This is a genomic window from Hydrocarboniclastica marina, from assembly GCF_004851605.1.
GTDB classification, from domain to species: Bacteria; Pseudomonadota; Gammaproteobacteria; order Pseudomonadales; family Oleiphilaceae; genus Hydrocarboniclastica; species Hydrocarboniclastica marina.
In genome coordinates this window covers 3,485,564-3,507,654 of the sequence record NZ_CP031093.1, presented here as the reverse complement: position 1 = coordinate 3,507,654, position 22,091 = coordinate 3,485,564, and the positions used below count along the sequence as shown (strand labels likewise).

Here is a 22,091-nt window from a genome sequence, read left to right as displayed (position 1 = left end):
AGGCGGTGCGAGTACTGGTATCAGTATCAGTATCAGTGTGAGTGCGTATCGGTGGAATCCTGACAGCGATCCATGCAGACTCGGAGGATTCATCAATCCGCAAGACTTTCAGGAACGTGTCCATGCCTTTCAGCAAACCTTTCTCGGAAGCCTGTGCGCGCAACCAGCAACCGATTGCTGCCATACTCGAAACCTGTCTTAGCCGGCCTTGCCGGGTGCTTGAGATTGGCAGTGGCACGGGCCAGCATGCCGTTTTCATGGCTCGCCTCATGCCGCACCTGCAGTGGCAGCCAACTGATCTTGCCGAGGCAATACCGGCGATTGAGTTGTGGCGTAAGGATGCTAACCTGCCCAATCTTGCGGCGCCGCTGGAACTCGATGTAAACCAGTCACCGTGGCCGGTGGACAGCACTGCCAAGGGTACGAAACGCGAAAAAAACGACGCTGAAGAAAGCGGCTATGACGCGGTATTTACCGCGAACACAGTTCACTTTGTCGGCTGGTCGACAGTTGAGAATCTATTCCGGGGTGCGGCCGAAGTGCTCAAAGAAGGTGGGCAGCTGCTGGTGTACGGCCCCTTCAATGAGAACGGGAGCTATACCAGCACTGGCAACGCTCAACTTGACAGTTGGCTGAAGGCACGCGATCCCGACAGCGGTATCAAAGACCGAAGTGCTGTAATCGCCCTGGCCGCCGGATATGGCCTTGAGCACGAACACACAAATGCTCTGCCAGCCAATAACGAACTGCTGGTGTTCCGTAAAATCTAGCTGATACCGGGTTCGGCCAGGCTTTGTACGCGCCGCGCAGCCGGGCCAGACACCTGTTCCAGGAGACCTGCATGACCAATGACAAACGCCGCCGCTTCTCCAGTCCCGTGGTTGACGGTATCGGTAAATCCCCCGGAAGGGCGATGCTGCGCGCAGTGGGCTTCACTGACGAAGATTTCAAAAAGCCCCAGGTGGGTATTGCGTCAACCTGGAGCATGCTGACCCCCTGCAACATGCACATCGACCAGCTTGCCCGCGAGGCTGGGGCCGGCGCTGATGATGCCGGCGGCAAGAGTGTCATCTTCAACACGATCACGGTATCCGACGGGATCGCCAATGGCACTGAAGGCATGAAGTATTCGCTGGTATCCCGCGAAGTAATTGCCGACTCGATCGAAACCGCCGCCGGCTGCGAAGGGTTTGACGGTATTGTCGCCATCGGTGGTTGTGACAAGAACATGCCCGGCTGCATCATGGGCATGGCCCGGCTGAACCGACCATCTGTTTTCGTTTATGGCGGCACCATACGTCCAGGTGCCAATCACACCGATATTATTTCCGTGTTCGAGGCGGTTGGTGCGCATGCCAAGGGCGACATGTCGCTGATCGAGGTCAAGCAGATCGAGGAAACCGCCATCCCGGGTCCCGGGTCCTGCGGCGGCATGTACACCGCCAATACCATGGCCTCGGCCATTGAAGCCATGGGTATGAGTCTACCCGGCAGTTCTGCACAGGATGCGGTTTCACAGAGCAAGGTAGACGACTGTCGGGCGGCGGGTGCGGCCGTGATGAACTTGCTGGAAAAAGACATCAAACCCACCGATATAATGACCCGGAGCGCGTTTGAAAATGCGATCACCGTAGTGATTGCTCTGGGCGGCTCCACCAACGCAGTTCTGCATCTGCTGGCCATGGCCCACACCGTTGATGTCGAACTTACCCTGGATGACTTCGTTCGTGTCGGCAAGCGTGTTCCTGTGCTGGCGGACCTGCGGCCAAGTGGGCACTACATGATGTCGGAACTGGTCGCTATCGGCGGTATACAGCCATTGATGAAAACGCTGCTGGAGGCCGGCCTGCTTCATGGCGACTGCCTGACCGTGACCGGTAAAACGCTCGCTGAGAATCTGGCGGACGTCAGCGGTTACCCCGACGACCAGCAGATCATCCGTGCGCTGGACCAGCCCATAAAGAAAGACAGTCACCTACGAATCCTATATGGCAACCTTGCTCCAACCGGTGCGGTAGCCAAAATTACCGGAAAGGAAGGCACCTGGTTCACGGGTACCGCACGGGTTTTTCACTCTGAGGAAGAAGCCCAGGAGAGAATCCTCGACGGCACCGTAACCGCCGGCGATGTCCTTGTGATTCGCTATGAAGGGCCGCGCGGAGGGCCTGGCATGCGGGAAATGCTGAGTCCCACTTCGGCGATCATGGGTAGGGGGCTGGGCAGTGAGGTTGCGCTGATTACCGACGGCCGTTTCTCGGGCGGTAGCCACGGCTTTGTTGTGGGGCACATCACCCCTGAAGCGGCGGATGGTGGACCTATCGCCCTGGTGGAAGACGGCGACAAGATCACCATTGATGCCGAGGAAAACCTGATCACCATCGATCTCAGCGATGAAGAACTGGAACGGCGGCTGGACAACTGGCAGCCGCCAGAACCCCGGTATCGCCGTGGCGTATTGGCCAAGTTCGCCCGAACGGTCAGCTCTGCGTCGGAAGGCGCGGTGACCGATAAGGACTAGCGCCCTCAGCGTTTTGGCAGAGACCCAGTACCGAGAGGATCCCTGTAATGGCCAGATCAGAGGGATTATTGTCGTTGTAGCCAATTACCGGTTTGCTCATGCTGTAGGTGTGCGCTGTGCCGGGTAGTCACGGGATGGCGTTGTCCCTGTTTTGAACGGTAGACCCCAAACCATGACGCCTCCCCGCCAGATTGCCATGCTCGTCTTTCCGGAAGTGATGAGTCTCGATGTTGTGGGACCGCTTCAGGTGTTCTCTAGCGCCAATGACGAGTTAGACCGGCGCGGGTTGTCGCCAGCTTACCGGCTCTGCCTTCTTGGCGACGCGCCCGGTCCGGTCCGCACGTCCGCCGGCATACAGCTCTGCGCTGAAGCGTGCTGGTCGGGCTACGACGTGGCTGCGATCGACACGCTATTGCTCCCAGGCGGAGCAGGGGTGGACAGTATGCGGCAGCGGCCGGATCTCCTGGAGTGGCTCCGTCGTGTTGAGTCTACAACCCCCCGCCTGGGCTCTGTCTGTTCGGGGGCGCTACTGCTGGCGGCATCAGGACTACTCGATGGCCGCCTGGCGACAACGCACTGGTCGCGTCAGGGAGAGCTGGCTGCCTTCGCTGAGGTGAGGGTAGCGACAAATCGACTGCACACCTATGACCCAACGGACCTCGACGGCGACAGCCATATCTTTACCTCGGCGGGTGTCACCGCGGGGATTGATCTGGCGCTGGCCCTGGTCGAGGCCGATCTGGGACAGGCTCTTGCACTGGCGGTAGCCCGTCAACTTGTGGTCTTCCTCAGGCGCCCGGGCAATCAGGACCAGTTCAGTGCTTGCCTGATGCCCGAGGTCGCTCCAACCTCACGCCTGCGGGACCTGCTCGAGTGGATTCCGGCCAACCTGGCAAAGCCACTTTCGCTGGAAATGCTTGCAGAGCGAGTGCATATGGCGCCGCGTACCCTTTCGCGTCTGTTCGTACGTGATGTCGGTTTGACACCTGCGCGCTACGTCGAAAGGGTGCGGGTGGAGGCCGCGCGAGCGCTGCTGGAGGGAGGGCAGGTTGGAGTGGCCACGGCGGCAAAGTTGAGTGGTCTGGGGCACCCCGAGACGCTTCGGCGGGCCTTCCAGCGGCAACTCTCCGTTAGCCCGGCGGATTATGCCCAGCGCTTCACTGCAGCTGCCGGACAATAGCGCTGGCATACCCCACAGGCCTACACCACAGGGATCTACCATGCTTTCACTGTTCGCCAACCCCTCGCTACGGCTGCTGTTCGTTGCGCAGGCATTGTTCTGGTCATGCGCGATCATCGGCATCACTTTGACCTCTCTGGTAGGTCTGGAGCTTGCGCCGAAGCCAGAGTTGGCGACCTTGCCGCTGGCCCTGCTGGCGGTTGGGAATCTCGGTACCGTGCACTTCCTGTCGGTATTCATGCAGTCTCACGGACGTCGGCCGGGACTGATACTGGGCGCTGGAATGGGCGTGCTGGGGGCATTGTTGTCAGCAGCCGGTATCTGGTGCGAGAGCTTTACCCTGTTCTGCCTGGGCGGAACTGTTATTGGGGTCTACCAGGCCTCGGCAATGTATTATCGCTTTGCTGCGCTTGATGCGGTCCACCAGAGTGAGAAAGGTGGCGCGGCGGCTTTGGTGATTGGCGGCGGGGTCTGCGCGGCGATACTGGCGCCGACGCTTGCCACCTGGTCCCAGGGGCTGTCAGAGCTGCCCTACCTGGGCGCCTATCTGACTATGGCGGTGCTGGCCGGCGTCGGCGTGATGCTCATGGCGGGTCTGTCTGAAGGGGTCGCGCCGAAGCCCGGAAAAGCGGGCCTGCCAGCCATGCGCGCGCTATTTGCCAGGCCTGTCGTGCGTACAGCGCTTATGACCACGCTGACGGGCCACGGCGTCATGATCCTGGTAATGACGGCCACGCCGCTGGCCATGAGCAGCCAGGGCCTCGATGTCCGCCACGCCTCGGCTGTGATTCAGTGGCACGTACTAGGTATGTTTCTCCCGGCGTTCATAGCCGGCCCCCTGGTCGACCGGTTGGGCAGCCGGGTGGTCGCGCTTGCCGGGCTGTCGTTGCTGGCCACGAGTGCTGCGGTTGCGCTGTCGGGTGAGGCAAAAGCTGCGTTTTTAATCAGTTCACTGTTGCTGGGCATCGGCTGGAATCTGACCTTTGTTTCCGGCACGACCCTGCTGGCGCGTGGCCACGCTGATGATGAACGGGGCAACGCTCAGGGACTGATGGAGTTAAGTAACGGCCTGGCTGCAACTCTGGCGGCGTTCCTCGCCGGGGCGCTTATCAGTGGTGTGGGCTGGACCGCGATCAACTTCGGTGTGCTTCCGCTGCTAGTGGTCGCCGCCGTGATGCTGGCCCGGCTGACGCCGGCCCCATTACTGGAGGTTACTCCGGTGCCGGTGAAGCGGGACAGAGACGCCGCCTGAGCCGCTAAAGCAGGCCCCTAACGTTTCTTCTCGCGGGATATTGCCCGGTGGCCGATATCCTTGCGGTAGTAAACATCATCCCAGGATATTTGCCGAACCAGCTTATAAGCATGGTCCTGGGCTTCGGCCACGGAGTGACCCAGCGCTGTCGCGCAAAGCACCCGGCCGCCGTTCGTCAGCACCTTTCCGTCTTCTTCCCGGGTGCCGGCATGGAATACTTTCTGCCCACTAACTTCGCTCTGGGGAATACCGTGGATTTCATCGCCTTTGCGATAGTCGCCCGGGTAGCCTCCGGCAGCCATCACGACGCCCAGTGCCGCCCGGGGGTCCCAGTCGGAGTCGGTGCGGTCCAGCTCGCCATCGACCGCAGCGTTACACAACGCCACCAGGTCCGATTTGAGACGGAGCATGATGGGCTGAGTCTCCGGATCGCCGAAGCGACAGTTATACTCGATGACCTTGGGCGTACCGTCGGCCATGATCATCAGACCCGCGTACAGGAAACCGGTGTACGGATTGCCTTCTGCCGCCATGCCCTTGACCGTCGGCACGATGACTTCCTTCAGTATCCGGTCATGAATCGTTCCCGTCACGACCGGGGCGGGCGAATAGGCGCCCATGCCGCCGGTGTTGGGGCCGAGGTCACCGTCGACGGCGCGCTTGTGGTCCTGGCTGGTAGCCATGGGCAGAACATTGCGTCCGTCGACCATGACAATGAAGCTGGCCTCTTCTCCGTCGAGGAATTCTTCGATAACGACACGATGGCCCGCGTCGCCGAACCGGTTGCCGGAGAGCATGTCCTGCACCGCTTCTTCGGCTTCCTGTAGAGTCAGCGCGACAATCACGCCCTTACCGGCGGCCAGACCGTCCGCCTTGACCACAATCGGCGCGCCTTTTTCACGAACGTAAGCCAATGCTTCAGCCACGTCGGTGAAATTGGCGTACTCACCGGTGGGAATCCGGTGGCGGTCGAGGAAGTCCTTGGTGAACGCTTTGGAGCCTTCCAGCTGTGCAGCTGCCCGGCTCGGCCCAAAAATACGCAGCCCGCGCTCGCGGAACAGATCCACCACGCCGGCCACCAAAGGGATTTCTGGGCCGACAATAGTAAGCCCGACGTCGTGGCTCGACGCAAACTGCGCGAGGGCTTCCAGATCCTCGACGCCAATGTCGACATTCTCGACCTTGGGCTCCAGGGCAGTCCCGGCATTGCCTGGAGCCACAAAGACGCGCTCGATATAACTTGGTTGCGCGCACTTCCAGGCCAACGCGTGTTCGCGCCCGCCGTTGCCGATGATGAGAACTTTCATAGGACTCTTCCCTGCTTGTCAGTTAAGTCTGTTTGCCGGCCTTTTGGGCTCAGTGGCGGAAGTGCCGCATACCGGTGAATACCATTGCGATGCCGTGTTCGTTGGCCGCGTCGATTACTTCCTGGTCGCGCATAGATCCGCCGGGTTGAATCACTGCTGTTATTCCCGCCGCTGCGGCCGCGTCTATCCCGTCGCGGAAAGGGAAGAAAGCATCGGAGGCCATGACAGAACCTTTTACTTCAAGCTGCTCGTCCGCCGCCTTGATGCCGGCGATACGCGCACTGTAGACCCGGCTCATCTGGCCCGCCCCTATGCCGATAGTGCGGCCGTGCTTTGCATAGACAATCGCATTGGACTTTACGAACTTGGCGACCTCCCATGCAAACAGAAGGTCTTCGAGTTCCTCACTGCTGGGGGAGCGCGCGCTGACCATCTTCAGGCTGGCCGGATCGATCATGCCCAGGTCGCGGTCCTGAACCAGCAGGCCGCCAGTGACGCGCTTGAAGTCAAACGCAGCGGGACGCTCCTCACTGAAGGCTCCGGCGCTGAGCACGCGGATATTGGGCTTGGCTTCCAGCACGGGCAGTGCGTCGGCGGCGACCGTTGGCGCGATAATGACCTCGACAAACTGGCGATCGAGAATAGCCTTAGCAGTTTCTGCGTCCAGCTCCCGGTTGAACGCGATGATGCCGCCGAATGCCGAGGTCGGGTCAGTTGCGAAGGCGAGATCATAGGCCTGACGGATATCAGTGCCAATGGCCACGCCACACGGGTTGGCGTGCTTGACGATCACACAGGCGGGATCGGCGAAGGGCTTGACGCACTCCAGCGCAGCATCGGTATCGGCGACATTGTTATAGGACAATGCCTTGCCCTGAATCTGCTGGGCAGTCGCGACCGAAGCCTCGCCAGGCTTACGCTCCACATAAAACGCGGCGTTCTGGTGGGGATTCTCGCCGTAGCGCATGTCCTGGGCTTTGATGAACTGGGTATTGAATGTGCGCGGGAAGACGCTGGCTACTTCGGGGTTTGCCTTGGGTGCAACCCGGGCGCCCAGATAATTGGCGATGGCGCCATCATAGGCTGCAGTATGTTCGAACGCTTTCACGGCCAGGTCAAAACGGGTCGCATGGAGCAGGCAGCCGTCGTTCTCGTCCATTTCCTTCAGAACGCGCTTGTAGTCGCTGCTATTGACGACAATCGCGACATCCTGGTGGTTCTTGGCCGCGGCGCGGACCATGGTTGGGCCACCGATATCGATGTTTTCAATAGCCGTGGCGAGATCGCAGTCCGGTCGGGCTACAGTATCTTCGAACGGGTAGAGGTTGACGATAACCAGGTCGATGGGGTCTATGCCGTGCTCGCTCATGACCGCCTCGTCGGTACCGCGCCGGCCCAGAATGCCGCCGTGGATCTTCGGATGCAGGGTCTTTACCCGCCCCGCCATCATCTCGGGAAAACCGGTGTGGTCCGATACCTCCACAGCGTCGATACCCTGCTCCTGGAGCAGGCGGTAGGTGCCCCCGGTCGAGAGTATCTCCACGCCGCGCGCTCTGAGAGCCTGTGCGAATTCGACGATACCATGCTTGTCAGAAACACTGATCAGTGCGCGGTGCAGGGGGGAGGGGGTGGTCATATTGCGGTTTTCCATCCTTTAAGCGTTTGAGTCAGAGACGGCTGGTCCCAACCGACAAATCCTGAAAGGAAACCTGCCCCGGCTATTGGGGGCCTTGGGTCTCCGGGGCGAACTGCGTCTGTAGAACGGGCTTACAGCAGGCCGTACTGCTTTAGCTTCTTGCGCAGCGTGCCGCGGTTGAGACCCAGCATGACCGAGGCTTTGGTCTGGTTGTGACGGGTATATTCCATGACGTGCTCCAGGAGGGGCGCTTCGACCTCGGACAGGACCAACTGATAGACGTCTGTCGTTGGCGCACCGTCAAGCTGCGTGAAATAGTTCTGCAGCGCGTTCTCAACGCTGTCGCGCAGAGTCACGGTGGTGCCATTGCCGGCGTGGGTCTTGAGCGGAGCGTGTTCGTTCATGGGCTTACGATTCTCAATCAGGGTCTCAACGGTCATGCGGCAAAAGTCTCTCGGTTACTTAGGCTTTCGAAATAGCGTTCTACGCTGTGCAGCTGGGCCTCGGCTGTTTCAAGCGTATTAAAATGCCGGCGGAAGTGCCGGTCTGTATCATGGGTCTGCAGGTACCAGCCAACATGCTTGCGGGCGATACGTACACCCATGGGCAGGCCATAGAATGCGTGCAGCGCCACCAGGTGCTCTAACAGAATCGTTCGCACTTCTGCCAACGAAGGCTCGCCCAGATGTCGCCCCGTGGACAGAAAGTGATCAATCTCGCGAAATATCCAGGGACTGCCCTGAGCCGCTCGGCCTATCAGCAGGCCGTCCGCGCCGGTGTACCTGAGTACTGCAGCCGCCTGCTCGGGCGTGGTGATATCGCCGTTGGCAAAGACGGGTATGGACACCGCCTGCTTGACCTCGGCAATCGTGTCGTATTCCGCCTCGCCCCGGTATGCGCAGGCACGGGTTCTGCCATGTACTGCCAGCGCGCAAATACCGGCCTCTTCCGCCATCATGGCAATGCGGCGGGCGTTTTTACTGTCTGGATCCCAGCCAGTGCGCATTTTCAGCGTCACTGGAACTGAAACTGCCGCAACGACGGCCTTGAGAATCGTGTTTACCAGGGCCTCATCGCGCATCAGGGCTGAGCCGGCGGCCTTGTTACAGACCTTTTTGGCCGGGCAGCCCATATTGATATCGATGATCTGCGCGCCGTGCTCGGCATTCAGCCGCGCCGCCTTGGCCAGCATCTCTGCGTCCCCGCCAGCAATCTGGACGGATCGAGGCTCTGGTTCGCCGGTATGGTCCAGCCGCAACCGGGATTTGCGTGTGTGCCAGAGGCTACTGTCCGCGGTAACCATCTCCGACACGGCCATGCCAGCGCCTAACCGGCGGCAGAGCAGCCGGAAGGGGCGGTCTGTCACGCCCGCCATGGGGGCGAGAATCAGCGCGTTCGGTAAGGTATAGGGTCCAATGGTAACCACCACGAACTCCAGTCGATGCGGATCAAAATTTAAACAGGGTGCGTCAAGGGATGAGAATGATACTGCGCAGCCGAGGGGCTTGAAAGGGGCATTGGCCCGAAAAAAGTGTTTATTTTTTATCCTGTCTGGTTGACTTCATCATTCGGTTTGGCCGGCCGGGGTTTGCCGGCCAACCCAACAGGCCACTACTCTGGGTCTGCGCCGGGGACGAACCGGAGGTCATAGTTGATGGCGTCCTGGCCCGGGTCCCGTAGCTCCAGAGAGATCCGCACAGGTGTGCCCCGGGGCATTTGCTCCAGCTCACGGGCGTCCCCTGCCAGGTACTCCTTGGGCTTGAATGCGCGCTGGGCGACTATATCGTTGTTGAGATTCGAGAACGTAAGCACAATCGAGGGAAACGGCTGGGGAAAAGGCGCTTCGTTGACGATAGACGCCTCAACCAACAGGGCCCTTGGCTGGTCGGGATGGCTGCGAACAACCAGTTTCCTGCTCTCTATCTGATCAGTATCCACCATCACAGGCAATTCACACCCGATCAGAGGACAGACTGTCGCATAAAAGGGGCGAAGCGGTTCGACGCGGCTGAGGCGATCGAACTGAAAATAAAAGAGCTGGGAAACAATTACAGCGAGCAGCAGCAGGCAGCCCAGTCCCCACAGCACCGTACTGCCCCAGTTTCGGCCTTTGTGACGCGCTGCTACCGGTGTGCTTCTCAGGTTCGCGTATGGGCTACGGGGAGGCGCGGTCAGGGGCTTGTTTGCAGCCATGGGCGTGCGAGGCTGACGGTGGCGGATCTCGTCATGGTCCAGGCTGAGGCTCATCTCGTCTGTTGCGGTCGAGCTGGAGCCCATGGATGTTGCCTTCAGGGGTGCTTCGGGCTGTTTCGCCGGCGTCACCGGTGTTACCGGGGCACTTTCAAGCTTGCTGCGGGGGGGAGGCGAAGCCGGGCCCGGGTGCTCGTCCTCGCGACGCCGTCTGCTCTCAGGGCTACTGTTATCCTCAAGGATCGCCTCGGCCCAGCTCTCGTCGACTTCTTCGAACTGCTCGCGTTCCTCTTCGCTGTCCGGCAGGGGGCCAGCTTTGTCGAGCGCCATAAAGCTATCGCTCAGGTCGTCGTCCAGCCTCGAAGCTCGGGTGTAGCCCTCGTCCGTGGCGTCTTCCTCGGGGTCATCCTGGAATATGAACTCGTCTTCGAAGCTGTCCTCATCTGCATTGTCCGGCCCCTTGAAGGCCTCCTCTTCAGGCGCGCCTTCCGTTTCAACCGCGGCTGTAGCATCGTCGGACCAGTGGTGCTTGCTGGGGTCCCGGTCGTGTTCAGCTGTTTGCGCAGGGCCACGGGCGGGGGCAGCGCTGGCCTTGGCCGCTTCCGCGCGCTCTTCGGCGGAGACCTTGTGTTTGCGCGCGTCGAAAACATCCATGCAGTTGCCGCAACGTACTTTCCCGGCGGCCACCCCAAGTTGTTGCTCGGTGACGCGGAAACGGGTCTGGCAATGGGGGCACCGGGTCAATGTCGTGCTGTCGCTCATCATTAAATCCTGACCGATAAAAGCGCTTGGGGTTTGAAAAGGCTTGGCTGACCATAGCATAGGCCGAAGCTGAAAAAGCGGCGACCCGGTTTCTGCTCAGTGTCCGCTGATACAGGCAAATTCCCCCAGTTGCAGGGCGGCTCTACAGGCGCGTCCCGTGCAGGCAGACCCAATTCTCCTCAACTGCGGGCTCGTCCATGGTGAACCACTGGCTATAGTGGTCAACTAACTGTTGGGCCTGGGTAGTCAGTATTCCGGAGAGCACAATGTCGCCGCCCTTTTTTACCCGCCCCGCCAGCACTGGCGCCAGCGCAAGCAGGGGCTGCGCCAGGATGTTGGCCAGCAGAACGTCGGCGCTGTCATTTGGCGCGTTTTCCGGTAGGTGCAACTGTAGCCTGGCGGGCGCTATTTTGTTGCGCTGCGCGTTTTCGCGGCTGGCTTCCAGCGCCTGTGGGTCATTGTCGACGCCAGTCACCTGGCGCGCACCCAGTAAAAGGGCTGCCAGGCCGAGAATACCGGAACCGCAGCCGTAGTCGATCACTTCCTTGTTGATGAGGTCAGCCGAATCGAGCCAGCGCAGGCATAGCGCTGTGGTTGGGTGAGTGCCAGTGCCGAACGCCAGCCCCGGGTCGAGCATCAGGTTTACGGCGTCCTCATGCGGGGGCTTGTGCCAGCTCGGGCAGATCCACAGGCGCTCACCAAACCTTATCGGTTCGAAATCGTCCATCCACGCCCGCGACCAGTCTTTCTCCTCAAGCACCTCGACCTCGACCGGCCCAAGGGGCTGCTGGGTCAGCTGGTGGTACTGTTCAGCCAGCGCTTCGCGGATTTGCTGGAGGTTGGTGCGCGCCTCGAACATGCCGCTGACCCGCGTGCTCATCCACAGCGGCGTGGCGCCCATGTCTGGCTCATAAAGGGGCTGGTCGGCTTCATCCTCAAGAGCGACCGAGACTGCACCCAGGTCCATCAGCAGGGATTCCAGGAGCTCGGCGTTATCAGGATCGGTGGAAATGTGGAGTTGTACCCAGGCCATGTCGTTCTCTCGGTGCGGCAGAGCGGCCGAGGCCGCGTCCCGTTAAGTAGTAATAACCGGGACGCAGCGCACCCGGCCGGACATCTGCCGGCCGGGCATCAGTCCCGAATAAGCTTCTCAAGATAATGAATGCTGAACTTCACTGCCCGGAAGCCGCTGTCGCGTACCAGTGTCTGGTGCAGCGGCGCGTTGGTTTTGATACCGACGACGATCAGCTCGTCGAGCGCGTTCTGCATCCGGTTCAGAGCTGTCTCGCGATCCTCGGCAAAAGTGATCAGCTTGGCAACCAGCGAATCATAGTACGGGGGAACGGTGTACCCGCTGTAGAGGTGGGAGTCAACCCGTACGCCATTACCGCCGGGCGGATGAAAGTGTTCCACGTGACCCGGGCTGGGAGCGAATGTCTTCGGGTCCTCGGCATTGATACGGCATTCAATAGCGCTACCGGTGATCTTGATCTGGTCCTGGGTAAACGACAGGGGCAGACCGCTGGCAACCCGGAGCTGCTCCTTGACGATATCGACCCCGGTGACCATCTCGCTGACCGGATGTTCTACCTGAACCCGGGTGTTCATCTCGATAAAGAAGAACTCGCCGTCCTGATAGAGGAACTCGAAAGTTCCGGCGCCGACATAGCCGATTTCCTTGCAGGCATTCACGCAGGCTTCGAGTGTCCGTGCACGGGCCTTCTCGTCGATGTCTGGCGCCGGGGCCTCTTCGAGCACTTTCTGATGGCGACGTTGCATGGAACAGTCCCGGTCGCCCAGATGAATGACGTTGCCCAGGGTATCGGCCAGCACCTGCACCTCTACATGCCGGGGCCGCTCCAGATATTTCTCCAGATAGACGGTTTCATCGCCGAAAGCGTTGCGTGCTTCAGACTGGGTGATGCGTACGGCATGCAGCAGGGCCGCTTCGGAATGCACGACTTGCATGCCCCGGCCACCGCCACCCGATGCAGCCTTGATGATAACCGGGTAGCCGATTTTCTTTGCTGCACGCAGCGTGGCCTGGTCGTCGTCGGTCAGGGGGCCGTCGGAGCCCGGCACGGTGGGGACGCCGGCCGCTTTCATGGCCTTTATCGCAGAGACCTTGTTGCCCATCAGGCGAATGGTTTCCGAACGGGGGCCGATGAATCGAAAGCCGCTTTTCTCTACCTGCTCGGCAAAGTCAGCGTTCTCGGCGAGGAATCCGTATCCCGGGTGGATAGCCACCGAGTCAGTGACCTCGGCGGCGCTGATGATCGCGGGAATGTTGAGGTAGCTGGCGCTGGATGGGTTGGGGCCAATACAGACGGACTCATCGGCCAGACGCACGTGCATGAGTTCACGATCGACCTGAGAATGCACGGCGACGGTTTTAATCCCCAGCTCCTTGCAGGCGCGGAGGATACGCAGGGCGATCTCACCCCGGTTGGCTATCAGAACTTTTTCTATCATGGCGAAGTGTCGGCTCAGCAGAGAATCTGGACGACCCGCACAAGCGGGGCGCATGCCGGATCAGGCTGCCGCCCTCAGGGCGGCACTGGTCAGGCAATGATAAACAGGGGCTGGTCGAACTCGACCGGCTGGCCATTCTCGGCCAGGATCTCGACGATGGTGCCGCTCTTGTCTGCTTCAATCTGATTCATCATCTTCATGGCCTCAACAATGCAGACTACGTCTCCAGCCTTCACTGCCTGTCCGGTCTCAACGAACGGGCTGGCCGTCGGCGACGCAGCCCGGTAGAAGGTGCCGACCATTGGCGAGCGCATCAGGTGGCCCTTGCTCTCATCGGCGGTTTCGGCTGGCTGGCTTTCAGCCGGGTCGTTGAGGGCCGGCGAAGCGTTTTGCGTCGGCGCTTGTGCCGTGTAGTGCATGATTTGCGGTTGGCCATCTCCAGCGCGCCGGCGGCTTATCCGGACCGAATCATCGCCCTCTTTTATCTCGAGTTCCTCGACGTCAGACTCTTCCAGTAGTTCGATCAACTTTTTTACTTTACGAATATCCATGACAGTCTCTCTTGTTCGTCATTCTGTCAGATGGCCAATGCCCGCGGTCAACGCCATCTCGTACCCGCGGCTCCCGAATCCGCATACCACCCCAACGGCGATATCTGAAAAATAGGAGTGGTGGCGAAACGGCTCGCGTTTATGGACATTGGACAGATGTACTTCGATGAAAGGTATTGCTACCGCTAAAAGCGCATCGCGAAGCGCCACGCTGGTATGCGTAAAGGCCGCGGGATTGAAAATGACGAGGTCGACCCCTTCACCCCGGGCTTCGTGCAGACGGTCTATCAGTTCGTACTCGGCGTTACTCTGAAGGGTTAGCAGGTGATGCCCTGCAGCCTGAGCCTGGCGGAGCAGCCGCTGGTTTATATCATCAAGGGTCTCATGGCCATAAACCTCGGGTTCGCGTGTACCGAGCATATTCAGGTTGGGTCCATGGAGAACAAGGATAGTGGCCATAATCTACCTTATGGAGCATGCCGTATTTCAATCGGCTACCCGGTGATATATTCGATCCGCCAAGCCGGCTGCGCAAACCGCTCTGTCCCAAACGCTCGGGCCTGGACAAGCTGGTCTGAGCCCGCTGTTCTGAACGTTCTGGTGCATGAAATGTTCTGCCGCGTCGCCACGGGTGGTGGGGTAGCAAAACGATTTCCCGGTCGAATCAGTTGCGGGCCGATTATCTGTGCTTTGACGCTCAATGGCTACAAATAAGCGCACGTTCGAGCCAGTTTGACGACTTCGGTGCGCAACTTCAACAGCGCGCACTATTTCGGCAAGGCGTGGCCCGGGAATAGCGGTGATTGTCTACAGCGAGAAAGGGCAGGTCCATACGACAAAAGGGGCAGCCGCAGGGCCTCCCTTCAGAAGCTCGCACTAAGCCAGCGAATTAACCAAACAGTGCACTAGAGGACGACTACGCGATTACGACCGCCCTGCTTTGCTTCCGCAAGAGCCTGTTCGGCCCGGTCGCAGGTTTGCTGGGCGGACTCACCATCCCAGCCCGTCAGTCCGGCGCTGAAAGTAACCCGGAAGTCAGAGTCTCCGGCCGGATGCAGAAGCGCGCCGAAGCGCTCGCGGATCTCGTTCAGTACGGTGCGCGCATCGCTTGGGCGGGTGTCGGGAAGCACGAGGGCGAACTCCTCGCCCCCATAGCGGCCGATGTGGTCGGTCTTGCGCAGGCGTTGCTTGAGAAACAGCGACAGGCTTCGCAGAACGCGATCGCCCATTGAGTGGCCGTACTGTCCGTTGATCTGCTTGAAATTGTCGAGATCGAGGATGACGTAGGTCAGGGGCTGGCCATTCGCCCGGGCCCGGCTTATCTCGTTGTCCAGCAAATGCAGGGTGTGGGTATGGTTGTATAGCCCGGTCAGGCTGTCCCGGACCATGAGCGCCAGCAGAGAGCGCGCACGCCGACCCCGGTTATGCAAGGTCGCGATCAGATGTTTGGGGTCGATCGGCTTGGTCAGGAAGTCATCGCCGCCGAGGCTCATCGCATGAAGCTGCTTGCCAACGTCGTCTTCAGCTGAAAGGTAGATGATCGGCACGCTGTGAAAGCTGTCCTGTTGGCGAATTACCCGCGCGACCTCCATGCCGGTACAGCCCGGCATGTACATGTCCAGCAGGATTATTTCCGGTGAGAAGTCCTCCAGCGCAGTGATGATCTGCATGGGGTCGGTGATGACATGCGGCGTCATCCCGGCGCGGTTGAGCGTGTTCTCCATGAACTTGGCCTGGGCGCGCGAGTCGTCCAGCACCAGCACACGGTAAGGTTCCGCCGGGTTGGCGTGGGTATAGCGCTCGATCTTTTCGATGAGCTGGCCAGGGTCAATCGCGGGGTAGAAGAACTCCTCACCCCCTGAACGCGAAGCGCGCAGGCGGGTCTCGATCGAGCCGTCTTCTTCACTCAGGTACAGAATGGGAATCGGCGCGTCATAGTGAGCCTGGACCTGCTCGACCGCCGCAATGCCACTCTGGGGCTCGGTGCCGAAGTTGACGTCGATGACAATCGTTTCGGGGCGGCGTTCGGCGCACTCCCTGAGCAATTCTGTAGCCGAGGTAAATGTCTGTGCCCGGAAACCGAAGAATTCCATCTGTCTGGCAATGCGATGGGCTGTCTCCTGGTTGTTCAACGCCAGGAAAATGGGCATGCGCACGAGCGTACGGGGTGGCTCCTCCTGATGCTGGTCGGCGCGACGCAGCGTACAGAGACTGAGCGCCTCCACGGCCGCATCGAGCCGGGACCTGACGTCACTGGACGCCTCTCCGGTAGAAGGCCAGCTTTCCAGGGACTCAAGTACCGACTGGGCGGCCAGGTCGTACTTTTCCATTTCGAACCGGCGCGCGTACTTGGTAAGTTTTTCGACGGTATCAAGCAACTCGGCCCGGAGAGTGGGCGATAACTTCGCCTCGCTGCTGGCGCGCTGCCAGGTTTCAATGATAAGCCGTGCCTGGGTTGTCACCCGGCGGGCAAAGTGCTGCTTCAATTTGTCGCGCTGACTTTCTTCAGTCATCGGCTATGCCTTTTCGCTGCTTCCGGTATTCGCCTGCGGTACTGCTGCGCCCGATCACGCCGGGAGCCTGGGGTTCGCCCCGGCAGTGTTGAGTGTTAGTCTGGTCCGGCGTCCTGTTCGCATCCAGTATGGACCCGTGCATGTGCTTTTGCTGTGTTGAGCATGACGCTGATGTACTGACGGTAGCGCTCCTGTGCACAAAGTACCTGTGCTAAAAGTTCTTTTGCTGAAACAGGGCGACCGTTTAAATCGCTCCCGCGGTAAAGGGTGCGGACCACGCATCCGGATGCTGAACCGGGTGGGAGTTCGAGCGCAATACTATCCTTTCCCGGCCGCGGACGCTCGTCAGCTACAGGTGCGCCTCAATAAAAAGCACTCTAACAGGCACTCTTCAACTATAGACGGTGTTGAAGCTTCGGGCGGGCGCACGCATCCTGTAATTCTGTGAACGATTGTAATAGGCAAGTGGTGGCAGCAGAGCCGGTTCGTGCCGACCGCAAGTATTCAACAGTGGACGTGGATATGAATCAGAACCTACCTCGCGACCCTCAACGCAGAGTCGCTAAACCCGGCCTTAGTCTGAAAGCGCTGCTGCTCGGTTTTATCGTCCTGCTCGTTTTTGTGTTGCTGACAGTTAGCGCAATACTCGGCTTCAACCAGTTTCGCGACCATCTGGTGGAGCGGCAACAGGTCCAGGCCCAGGACGCCGCCACGGCGCTCGGGATAGCATTATCGAGCGCGGTCGATGGCCGTGATCCGGCCGCTGTAGCGACTTTCATCAATGCGTTATTCGACCACGGCCATTACCGCCAAGTGATCTACACCGACACGGGGGGCGAGATTCTGGTTGACCGGGTGGCATCAGATGACGTCAAGGCTGTGCCAGCCTGGTTCAGGCGCCTGGCAGAGTTGCCCGATGCCCGGGCCGATGCCGAAGTCATACAGGGCTGGCAGCGTTTGGGGCAGGTCTCCGTAGAGGTCGACCCGGCCTCTGCCTACCGCGCGCTCTGGACCGGTGTATGGCGTGGCGCTCTGAGCTTCCTGCTGGTAGGCGTCCTGGCGACCCTGCTGGCCTATTTCGGTTTGCGCCTGATATTGCGCCCCCTGGCACAGCTCGAACAACAGGCAGAGCAGCTCCGGGCCCATCGCTTCTGGGCACGGGTGCCTGTCCCCCGTACTCGTGAACTCGGTGGCGTGGCCATAGCCGCCAACGGGATGGCACAGGAGTTGGAAGACCTGGTGGCAGGTCAGATCCGTATGATCGAGGACCTGCGCAGCCAGGCGCGGCATGACCCGGTAACGGGCCTCGACAACCGCGCCAGCTTCGACCATCGCCTGCGTGCCGAATGCGACTCCGATGAACAACCCAGCGGAGGCTGTGTAGCATTGCTGTCACTGTCCGGCTTTGGGGATTACAACCAGAAGCAGGGCTATGATGCCGGGGATGCGTTACTGAAAACAGCGGCGGAACGACTGCGGGACTACGTCTCAGGGCATCCCGGTGCCTTCGCTGCCCGGCGCCAGGGTGGCGACTTTGCGCTGTTTCTGCCAGGCACGGACGCCGAGGAGGCGCAAAGCCGGCTGGAGCAGTTGGGGGATGAGTTGATGGTCGATGTCGTAGCGCTCGGCGCCGAAACCGTGGCGGTACAGATCGGCTTCGTGGTGCCCGAGACGCCCGAGCGTTCGTCGGACGTTATGGCCCGGGCTGACGCCGCTCTGGCGCAGTCGTACTCGGTGGGAGCCGGAACGGTGGTTTGCGGTACCAATGGCACCGTTGCCAGTATGGGCGCGCAGCGCTGGCGGGCCGCCCTGACTGACGCGCTGGCGCGTGAGCGGGTGCGGCTGGCTTTTCAGCCCACGGTACAGATGGACCGCCAAACACTCTGGTTTCAGCAGGTATTGGCGCAGGTTGAAGTGGACGGTGTATGGACTGCGGCCAGCCAATTTCTGCCGCTGGTCGAACGCTACGGGCTGGCTGTGCAGCTCGATCAGACCGTGCTGAGGGATGCACTTGATCATTTGCGACAGCATGAGGAAGCTGTCCTTTGTGTTGTGCTCAGCACGGCTTCGCTGGCTGATTCGGCGTTTTGCAGACAGACGCTGGCCAGCCTGAGTGCTACGCCCCAGATCAACAGGCGGCTCTGGCTTGCGGTCCACGAGAACGCGATACGCAGTGAAACGCGCGTACTGTCAGACTTGATCCCGCGACTGCGGGAAATGGGCGTGCGCGTAATGGTCGATCGTTTCGGTATTGGCGGGGTCAGTTTCGATTATCTGCAGCGCCGGGTGATTGACGGCGTGCGCATCGATCGCAGTTTTGTGCGGCATCTCGACCAGCGCCCCGATGCGGCTTTCTTCATTAAGAGCATGGCCCCGATCGCCCGCAGCCGGGATGTGCACGTCTTTCTGGCCGGGATTGAGTCGGAGGCGGAGTGGCACGCAGCCCAGCACCTCGGCGTTGACGGCGCGATGGGATTTTATCTGGCCCGGCCCTCATTATCGGCCATTGACCCAGCCTGAAGATTAAAATTCTGGTAGCGTAGGCGTTCCTGCCTGTGGCAGAGCTCATGCGAATAATCTCAAACGGGACCTCAACAATGCTAAAGAAGTTGAACATCTCTGGCCGCAACAGCGCTGGCGGCGATTCGGGGAACAGTGGCACCTCGAAGGCGATCAAATGGATCAGCGCCCTGGTTGTTATCTACGTGCTCGTAGTGCTCGCTGTTGGGTTCTGGTGGGACCATGAGCCGGATCTGTTCGATGTGAAAGACGTCACGGCTAACATGGCCCAGCGCCAGAATGACGACATCGTGGTCGGCTACACCACGACAGCCGCGCTCGTTCAGGTCGCTGAGACATTGCTGGAAAAGCGCGGTGGCTACATTACCAACGACGTTCTGCCGCCGGGTTCGCTGATGGACAATGTGCCGAACTGGGAATACGGGGTCCTGGTTCAGGTCCGCGACATGGCCCGGTCAATGCGTCAGAATTTCAGCCGGGCCCAGACGCAATCTCTTGAAGATCGCGACCTGACGATTGCTGAGCCCCAATTCAATTTTGACAGCGCAAGCTGGGCACTGCCGGCCACCGAAACTGAGTACCGCTCAGCCATCAATGCGCTGCGCAGCTATATGAGCAGGCTGTCGGCACCGGGTGCTGATGCGCGGTTTTACGCCCGGGCTGATAATCTTCGTACCTGGCTGTCAGATGTCGAGTCACGGCTTGGTAGCCTGTCGCGCCGGTTGAGCGAAAGTGCTGGCAAAGTCACTACGGACAGCGACGGCAACGTTACCGAGGTCCAGAATGCCTGGGATGAGATTGACGATATCTTCTACGAGGCCCGTGGCACGACCTGGGCGCTAGTGCATCTTCTGCGTGCCGTGGAGATTGACTTTCGGGATATCCTGGAGAAAAAGAACGCCCTGGTAAGTATGAACCAGATCGTGACAGAGCTCGAACAAACCCAGGCCACGCTTTGGAGCCCGATCATTCTCAACGGCAGTGGATTCGGGCTGTTTGCCAACCATTCCCTGAGCATGGCGTCCTATATTTCCCGCACCAATGCCTCGATCATCGAACTGCGCAATCTGTTGAGTCAGGGCTAAGCCCCTCGACCGGATCGAGCCGCATAAAAAAACGCCGGACGTGCCGGCGTTTTTTTATGAGCGCAAACCCCAGTATCAGCCTTTATAGGCAGCAATGGACTGGCGAATGGCTTCCCGTGCGGCCTCGGCGTTATCCCAACCCTGTACCTTGACCCATTTTCCTTCTTCCAGATCCTTGTAGTTTTCGAAGAAGTGTTGGATCTGCTTGCGCAGCAGTTCCGGCAGGTCATCCACGTCCTTGACGTGCTGGTATTCCTTGCTCAGCTTGTCGTGGGGTACAGCGACAAGCTTGGCGTCGCCGCCGGCTTCGTCTTCCATATTAAGCACGCCCACGGGACGGCAGCGAATGATGGAGCCGGGCATGACCGGGTAGGGCGTCACGACCAGAACATCCAGCGGGTCGCCGTCATCGGCCAAGGTGTTGGGTATAAACCCATAGTTGGCCGGGTAGAACATGGGGGTCGCCATAAACCGGTCTACCATGATCGCGCCCATGTCCTTGTCGATCTCGTACTTGATGGGTGACGCGTTGGCGGGAATCTCAATGGCAACGTAGATGTCGTCGGGTGGATTCTTACCGGGGGGGATATTGTCAAAGTTCATCGGGCGTCCTTTTCGAGGTTGTGAATGGGTCAACGGCAGGAAGGCCGGCACTGCTACTCCAGTGCCAGGGCAGGTTAGCCCGGACGGCATCCCCTGCAGCACTCCTGCGGTGGTAGCTTGGTGCCGGGATTATACCTGTACCGGCGCACTTGCGAAATGCGCCCCAAACGCTGCCGTCTTAGCGGCACAACCCAACCGCATTTCACGCAACCCAACCGCATTTCACCCAGCCCAACCGCGTTTCGCAGAATCCAACCACATTTCACACAGCCCGAACCCTCACACAGTCCGAACCCTAGAGCCCCATCTGTTTGGCAATAAGTTCTTTCATGATTTCCGTCGTGCCGCCGCCGATGGCCAGCAGGCGTGCGTCGCGACTGAGACGTTCCACCATCGCTTCGCGCATGTAGCCCATACCCCCGTGCAGTTGCACGGCCTCGCGTGAGACTTTTTCTGCGACTTCGGCGCAGAAATTCTTGGCCATGGCGACTTCTTTGACAGGTGTCTTGCCAGCCTGTATCAGGGCCGCGCAGCGGTAGGTGTACTCCCGGGCGATGTCGACCTGGGTCGCCATCTCCACGAGCTTGTGGCGGTTCACCTGGAACTTGCCGATGGGCCTGCCAAAGGCCTCGCGCTCGCGGCAGTACTGCAGCGAAGCATCCAGAGCGACCTGGGCGGTCATGTAGCCCATGACACAGAGCATCAGCCGCTCGTTGAGAAAATTGGTCATGATGACCATGAACCCGCCGTTCTCGGGACCGATAAGGTTCTCGGCCGGTACCTGGCAATCCTCGAAATAAAGCTCCGCTGTGTCGCTGGCCCACCAGCCCATCTTGCGTAGCTTGCGGCCGACGCTGAAGCCGGCAGTCTCGCGCTCAACCAGCAGCATACTGATACCACCGTGGCCACTGTCGCCGGTACGCACCGCGACAGTGTAATAATCGGCCCGGACGCCGCTGGTAATGAATGTTTTACTACCGTTTAGCCGGTAAGAGTCGCCTTCACGGATGGCGCGGGTTTTCAGTGCAGCCACATCCGAGCCACCCCCGGGCTCCGTGATTGCCAACGCGGCGATCTTTTCCCCGCGCAGCACAGCCGGCACCACCTGTTCGCGCAGGGCCGGCGAGCCCCACTTGACGATGGGCGGCAGGGCGATGTCGAGTGAGCCCAAACCGGCAACAAGTCCTTGGGAGGTGGACCGCATCAGCTCCTCGCTCACCGCTATCTTGAGGAAGATATCGCCTTCGCCTGAACCGCCCAGGGCCTCGGGGAAGCCGATACCCAACAGGCCCGCGTCGCCGGCTTCCCGGTAAAGTTCCCGCGGGAACTCGCCGGCTTCTTCCCAGGCCTCGATATGGGGCAATACCTGCGACTGGATGAATCGGCGGGCTGTTTCCCGCGCCTGGTTATGGGTGCTGTCGAAATAGTCGGTCTGCTGCGCCATGGTCACTCCCGGGCTGAAACGATGTCAGCGGAGTTTGCCCGACTCATGTTTACCAAGC

The 22,091-nt window shown here is 60.1% G+C and carries 19 protein-coding genes; 6 read left to right on the top strand and 13 right to left on the bottom strand.

Going from position 1 to position 22,091, the window contains the following annotated elements; genetic code table 11:
- Positions 1-122 precede the first annotated feature (122 nt).
- The 4 genes from soil367_RS15505 (at position 123) to soil367_RS15490 (ending at position 4,950) form a co-directional block, all read left to right on the top strand.
- Complete coding sequence (locus soil367_RS15505) at positions 123-770, top strand: DUF938 domain-containing protein (protein WP_136549953.1); 648 nt, start codon at positions 123-125, stop codon at positions 768-770.
- 71 nt (positions 771-841) lie between these two features.
- Positions 842-2,518 carry a dihydroxy-acid dehydratase gene (gene ilvD / locus soil367_RS15500; protein ID WP_136549952.1) on the top strand — a complete coding sequence of 559 codons (1,677 nt, stop codon included), beginning with the start codon at positions 842-844 and terminating at the stop codon, positions 2,516-2,518.
- Positions 2,519-2,690: 172 nt separating this feature from the next.
- Positions 2,691-3,698 carry a GlxA family transcriptional regulator gene (locus soil367_RS15495; RefSeq protein WP_136549951.1) on the top strand — a complete coding sequence of 336 codons (1,008 nt, stop codon included), beginning with the start codon at positions 2,691-2,693 and terminating at the stop codon, positions 3,696-3,698.
- A 40-nt stretch (positions 3,699-3,738) separates the two neighbouring features.
- Complete coding sequence (locus tag soil367_RS15490) at positions 3,739-4,950, top strand: MFS transporter (RefSeq protein WP_136549950.1); 1,212 nt, start codon at positions 3,739-3,741, stop codon at positions 4,948-4,950.
- 17 nt (positions 4,951-4,967) lie between these two features.
- On the opposite strand, the gene purD is transcribed toward soil367_RS15490, so the two are convergent.
- From purD to soil367_RS18855, 11 genes are all read right to left on the bottom strand, one after another.
- Positions 4,968-6,257, bottom strand: coding sequence for a phosphoribosylamine--glycine ligase (purD, locus tag soil367_RS15485; RefSeq protein WP_136549949.1), 1,290 nt, complete (start codon positions 6,255-6,257; stop codon positions 4,968-4,970).
- Between the two features lie 49 nt (positions 6,258-6,306).
- Positions 6,307-7,893 (bottom strand): bifunctional phosphoribosylaminoimidazolecarboxamide formyltransferase/IMP cyclohydrolase, encoded by a 1,587-nt coding sequence (gene purH, locus soil367_RS15480; RefSeq protein ID WP_246065352.1) that lies wholly within the window; start codon positions 7,891-7,893, stop codon positions 6,307-6,309.
- Between the two features lie 131 nt (positions 7,894-8,024).
- Positions 8,025-8,297 carry a DNA-binding transcriptional regulator Fis gene (gene fis / locus soil367_RS15475; RefSeq protein ID WP_342777438.1) on the bottom strand — a complete coding sequence of 91 codons (273 nt, stop codon included), beginning with the start codon at positions 8,295-8,297 and terminating at the stop codon, positions 8,025-8,027.
- A gap of 32 nt (positions 8,298-8,329) precedes the next feature.
- Positions 8,330-9,319: a tRNA dihydrouridine synthase DusB gene (dusB, locus tag soil367_RS15470; RefSeq protein WP_281283910.1), complete on the bottom strand. Its 990-nt coding sequence runs from the start codon at positions 9,317-9,319 to the stop codon at positions 8,330-8,332.
- A gap of 185 nt (positions 9,320-9,504) precedes the next feature.
- Entirely contained in the window at positions 9,505-10,845 is a 1,341-nt protein-coding gene (locus soil367_RS18860) for a DUF3426 domain-containing protein (protein ID WP_172962368.1), read from the bottom strand.
- A 142-nt stretch (positions 10,846-10,987) separates the two neighbouring features.
- Positions 10,988-11,878, bottom strand: a complete 891-nt coding sequence (prmA, locus tag soil367_RS15460) for a 50S ribosomal protein L11 methyltransferase (protein ID WP_136549946.1) — start codon at positions 11,876-11,878, stop codon at positions 10,988-10,990.
- 98 nt (positions 11,879-11,976) lie between these two features.
- Entirely contained in the window at positions 11,977-13,317 is a 1,341-nt protein-coding gene (accC, locus tag soil367_RS15455) for an acetyl-CoA carboxylase biotin carboxylase subunit (protein ID WP_136549945.1), read from the bottom strand.
- A gap of 89 nt (positions 13,318-13,406) precedes the next feature.
- Positions 13,407-13,868 carry an acetyl-CoA carboxylase biotin carboxyl carrier protein gene (gene accB, locus soil367_RS15450; RefSeq protein ID WP_136549944.1) on the bottom strand — a complete coding sequence of 154 codons (462 nt, stop codon included), beginning with the start codon at positions 13,866-13,868 and terminating at the stop codon, positions 13,407-13,409.
- Between the two features lie 18 nt (positions 13,869-13,886).
- A complete protein-coding gene (aroQ, locus tag soil367_RS15445; RefSeq protein WP_136549943.1) occupies positions 13,887-14,327 on the bottom strand; it encodes a type II 3-dehydroquinate dehydratase in 441 nt (146 codons plus the stop codon).
- A gap of 446 nt (positions 14,328-14,773) precedes the next feature.
- The gene (locus soil367_RS15440) at positions 14,774-16,381 is read right to left on the bottom strand and encodes a diguanylate cyclase (RefSeq protein WP_136549942.1); all 1,608 of its coding nucleotides are present in this window, start codon (positions 16,379-16,381) and stop codon (positions 14,774-14,776) included.
- On the bottom strand, positions 16,374-16,523 hold the full coding sequence (locus soil367_RS18855; protein ID WP_172962367.1) for a hypothetical protein: 150 nt from the start codon (positions 16,521-16,523) through the stop codon (positions 16,374-16,376). The genes soil367_RS15440 and soil367_RS18855 overlap by 8 nt, the downstream gene beginning before the upstream one ends.
- A gap of 380 nt (positions 16,524-16,903) precedes the next feature.
- Between soil367_RS18855 and soil367_RS15435 the strand changes: the two genes are divergently transcribed.
- Together soil367_RS15435 and soil367_RS15430 are read left to right on the top strand one after the other, a co-directional pair.
- Positions 16,904-18,901 (top strand): EAL domain-containing protein, encoded by a 1,998-nt coding sequence (locus tag soil367_RS15435; RefSeq protein WP_136549941.1) that lies wholly within the window; start codon positions 16,904-16,906, stop codon positions 18,899-18,901.
- Positions 18,902-18,978: 77 nt separating this feature from the next.
- Entirely contained in the window at positions 18,979-19,986 is a 1,008-nt protein-coding gene (locus soil367_RS15430; protein ID WP_136549940.1) for a DUF2333 family protein, read from the top strand.
- Positions 19,987-20,061: 75 nt separating this feature from the next.
- On the opposite strand, the gene ppa is transcribed toward soil367_RS15430, so the two are convergent.
- Together ppa and soil367_RS15420 are read right to left on the bottom strand one after the other, a co-directional pair.
- On the bottom strand, positions 20,062-20,589 hold the full coding sequence (gene ppa / locus soil367_RS15425) for an inorganic diphosphatase (protein ID WP_136549939.1): 528 nt from the start codon (positions 20,587-20,589) through the stop codon (positions 20,062-20,064).
- Between the two features lie 295 nt (positions 20,590-20,884).
- A complete protein-coding gene (locus soil367_RS15420; RefSeq protein ID WP_136549938.1) occupies positions 20,885-22,033 on the bottom strand; it encodes an acyl-CoA dehydrogenase family protein in 1,149 nt (382 codons plus the stop codon).
- Between the last annotated feature and the right edge of the window lie 58 nt (positions 22,034-22,091).

Bases quoted from the DNA above. Each gene is read 5' to 3' on its own strand.
- soil367_RS15435 (WP_136549941.1), top strand. From the start codon at position 16,904: ATGAATCAGAACCTACCTCGCGACCCTCAACGCAGAGTCGCTAAACCC.
- soil367_RS15505 (WP_136549953.1), top strand. From the start codon at position 123: ATGCCTTTCAGCAAACCTTTCTCGGAAGCCTGTGCGCGCAACCAGCAA.
- soil367_RS18860 (WP_172962368.1), bottom strand. From the start codon at position 10,845: ATGAGCGACAGCACGACATTGACCCGGTGCCCCCATTGCCAGACCCGT.
- soil367_RS15495 (WP_136549951.1), top strand. From the start codon at position 2,691: ATGACGCCTCCCCGCCAGATTGCCATGCTCGTCTTTCCGGAAGTGATG.
- soil367_RS15430 (WP_136549940.1), top strand. From the start codon at position 18,979: ATGCTAAAGAAGTTGAACATCTCTGGCCGCAACAGCGCTGGCGGCGAT.
- soil367_RS15490 (WP_136549950.1), top strand. From the start codon at position 3,739: ATGCTTTCACTGTTCGCCAACCCCTCGCTACGGCTGCTGTTCGTTGCG.
- accB (WP_136549944.1), bottom strand. From the start codon at position 13,868: ATGGATATTCGTAAAGTAAAAAAGTTGATCGAACTACTGGAAGAGTCT.
- soil367_RS15440 (WP_136549942.1), bottom strand. From the start codon at position 16,381: ATGACTGAAGAAAGTCAGCGCGACAAATTGAAGCAGCACTTTGCCCGC.
- fis (WP_342777438.1), bottom strand. From the start codon at position 8,297: ATGAACGAACACGCTCCGCTCAAGACCCACGCCGGCAATGGCACCACC.
- soil367_RS18855 (WP_172962367.1), bottom strand. From the start codon at position 16,523: ATGCACGGGTCCATACTGGATGCGAACAGGACGCCGGACCAGACTAAC.
- ilvD (WP_136549952.1), top strand. From the start codon at position 842: ATGACCAATGACAAACGCCGCCGCTTCTCCAGTCCCGTGGTTGACGGT.
- ppa (WP_136549939.1), bottom strand. From the start codon at position 20,589: ATGAACTTTGACAATATCCCCCCCGGTAAGAATCCACCCGACGACATC.
- prmA (WP_136549946.1), bottom strand. From the start codon at position 11,878: ATGGCCTGGGTACAACTCCACATTTCCACCGATCCTGATAACGCCGAG.
- purH (WP_246065352.1), bottom strand. From the start codon at position 7,893: ATGACCACCCCCTCCCCCCTGCACCGCGCACTGATCAGTGTTTCTGAC.
- soil367_RS15420 (WP_136549938.1), bottom strand. From the start codon at position 22,033: ATGGCGCAGCAGACCGACTATTTCGACAGCACCCATAACCAGGCGCGG.
- accC (WP_136549945.1), bottom strand. From the start codon at position 13,317: ATGATAGAAAAAGTTCTGATAGCCAACCGGGGTGAGATCGCCCTGCGT.
- aroQ (WP_136549943.1), bottom strand. From the start codon at position 14,327: ATGGCCACTATCCTTGTTCTCCATGGACCCAACCTGAATATGCTCGGT.
- purD (WP_136549949.1), bottom strand. From the start codon at position 6,257: ATGAAAGTTCTCATCATCGGCAACGGCGGGCGCGAACACGCGTTGGCC.